Origin of the sequence: Pseudomonas antarctica (assembly GCF_900624995.1) — a bacterium.
GTDB lineage: Bacteria > Pseudomonadota > Gammaproteobacteria > Pseudomonadales > Pseudomonadaceae > Aquipseudomonas > Aquipseudomonas antarctica.
In genome coordinates this window covers 1-2,218 of sequence record NZ_UYXQ01000237.1, presented here as the reverse complement: position 1 = coordinate 2,218, position 2,218 = coordinate 1, and the positions used below count along the sequence as shown (strand labels likewise).

Below are 2,218 nucleotides of genomic sequence, written 5' to 3'. Positions count from 1 at the left end.
AGAAGAAGCCACTCAGGAGAGTGGCTTCTTTTTTTTCTGCGATTTACTCATTGCCCATTCGTGCTTCCCCCGAACCCCATTTGACCGACCCAGTAAGGCACGGGGCCAGCAACGTCACGTACCTGCTCGTCATCGAAACGTTTTACTGTGTAGCCAGGTGTTTATAGCGCTCAACGAGCGCTGTCTTGCACTCCACCGGCAACCAATGCCCGCCGGATAGGCTGGTCACGGTGAGGTCTGCGCAGGCCGCTCGCATTGGATCGCCCAACTGATTGGCTTGATGGTATTCATCCGGCAGCAAACGCTTCCATCTGCGCGCCAGATCAGACTGAGCGCCGGCCAACCGTGCATGAACACCTTCAGTGGCCCATCGGCAGGTCCCGACTCGACATAATGCGTGGTATGACGGGGCGTGCTGAATCCGCCTTGGGCTGCGCAGCTGCCCCAAAACCCGACGAACAAGTTCTAGTTGGATAAACCCGGCGCCTGTAATGGGGCTGCTGCGCAGTCCAACGCGGGGCAAGCCCGCTCGCCACAAAAGCTCGGCCGCTTCAGATTTTGTGTCCCCTGGCGATTGTGTAGATACCTATGGCTATCGCAGGCGAGCCAGCGCCCACATTTTTTGACCGTGTTTATTCAGGCTGGTGCTTTGGGGGCTTCAGGCACTCAATGGAGCGATCCGCAGTGGCCGAGGCGCTGTCGAGCAAACTGGCGGTGTAGAGCAGGGCGTCTTCGAAGCTCAGGTCTTCGATTTGAACACCTTGGGTGGGCAGGTAATGGTCGATGGCGCGGTTAAAGGCAGCGCGGTCTTTGGCGGAATTGCGGGGTGGGTCGGGGACGACTTTTTCATTGTTTAGTACCTGTCTGATCAAGGAGCCGCAACTCTTCGCGACTAAACGAGGGTGGCGGCTATACGCAGGTTAGTCGACCGGTCAGAACAGGAACCCGGCGCGCCCGAAGACGCCCTGCGCACAGCCACCATAACTTCTGAGGGACCATGCGCCTGTTCTGAAACCGAGCGACTAAACCCGATCACTGATGAGCAGTGACGGACGGCAGACTCGCCATCGATTCCAACAGGCACAAGGCGGCAGGGATTGTCTAGGAACCGTCCTGCAATTTAAAGAGACACGCCTTGCTGGCCTTTTAAAAACCATGACCAAATGCCACTAACTCCACCCATCAAAGGTGAGGGTGAGCGGCCTTTTTGTAGGCGTTTACTCCGTGCTATGTAGGTAACTTCCTAATTGTGGCTCAGCCCGCCCGAGCTTGTGTCCGGGACGTATTCCCTTGCTTATATTCCGACGCCATCTTCATTGCATCCAAGGATGTGAGGCATGGCGCAGGGCTATATCAACGATCGCGCGACGGACTACTACAGCTTGAAATCCAGATTGATGGACGGCGCTCCGAGCCGACAGCGTTCCGACCATTTCGACGTGCTGAACCGACACCTGCGCCATGGGCTGGTGACGCCTGGGCAGTTGGTGATCGTTCCCAACCCCTACAGCGTGACCTGCTCACTGGAAGAGGCCTGGCTGATGCGCCAGGCCGAGGCGATTAGTCGGTAGCTGGGCACGGGCGCCGGAAGCCAAGTGGTCAACAACTATGACCTGCTGCAAAGTTTTCTGGGGTACGGCTCGTTGGGTGTGGGCAGCGCGACATCGGCGTGGGCGCGGCATCTGGACGAAGTGGCGCAGACGCTGGCGGCGATTGAGCGGTTGCATCAGCGCCTGAAAAGCGGTGGCTTGGACCGTGAGGCGTTTTTTCGCCAGCGTAAGGCATTGTTCGGGCGGCTGGACACCCAACGGGGAGTCAGGCGTTAAAGAAGGTGTTGGGGATTTCAACCAAAAGCTATCTGCATAAGGGTGAGATTGCCGGGTATGCGCAGCGGATACGGGACATTGCGCAGGCATCGAAGTGGTTGGGGAAGGGCACGTATGTGGGGTTGGCACTGGATGTGGGCGTGGCAGGGTTGGAGATCAAGGAGGCGTGTGTGCAGGGGCGGGAGGCGCAGTGTCGGCGGGCGAAGTATGTGGAGACGGGGAAGTTGGCGGGCGGTGTGGCGGGGGCTTATTGGGGAGGGAAAGTGGGGGCGAGAAGCGCCAGACTCGGATGTAAGGGTTTTTTGGCGTTCTCGGTCCACAGAAACGGTGATTTGTGCTGTGCAGTGAGTGGCAGGGGAGCGGACGGGTCTGCAGGAGGGGACGTTTTCGGG

At 58.6% G+C, this 2,218-nt stretch carries 2 protein-coding genes and 1 pseudogene; 2 read left to right on the top strand and 1 reads right to left on the bottom strand.

Features of this window, described 5'->3' with window-relative positions:
• Nucleotides 1–632: 632 nt before the first annotated feature.
• Nucleotides 633–872: a hypothetical protein gene (locus E0F99_RS29705; protein ID WP_408003401.1), complete on the bottom strand. Its 240-nt coding sequence runs from the start codon at nt 870–872 to the stop codon at nt 633–635.
• Between the two features lie 465 nt (nt 873–1,337).
• Between E0F99_RS29705 and E0F99_RS30825 the strand changes: the two genes are divergently transcribed.
• On the top strand, nt 1,338–1,571 hold the full coding sequence (locus E0F99_RS30825; protein ID WP_242626950.1) for a hypothetical protein: 234 nt from the start codon (nt 1,338–1,340) through the stop codon (nt 1,569–1,571).
• Nucleotides 1,572–2,218: pseudogene (locus E0F99_RS29700) on the top strand (hypothetical protein); the annotation flags it as partial.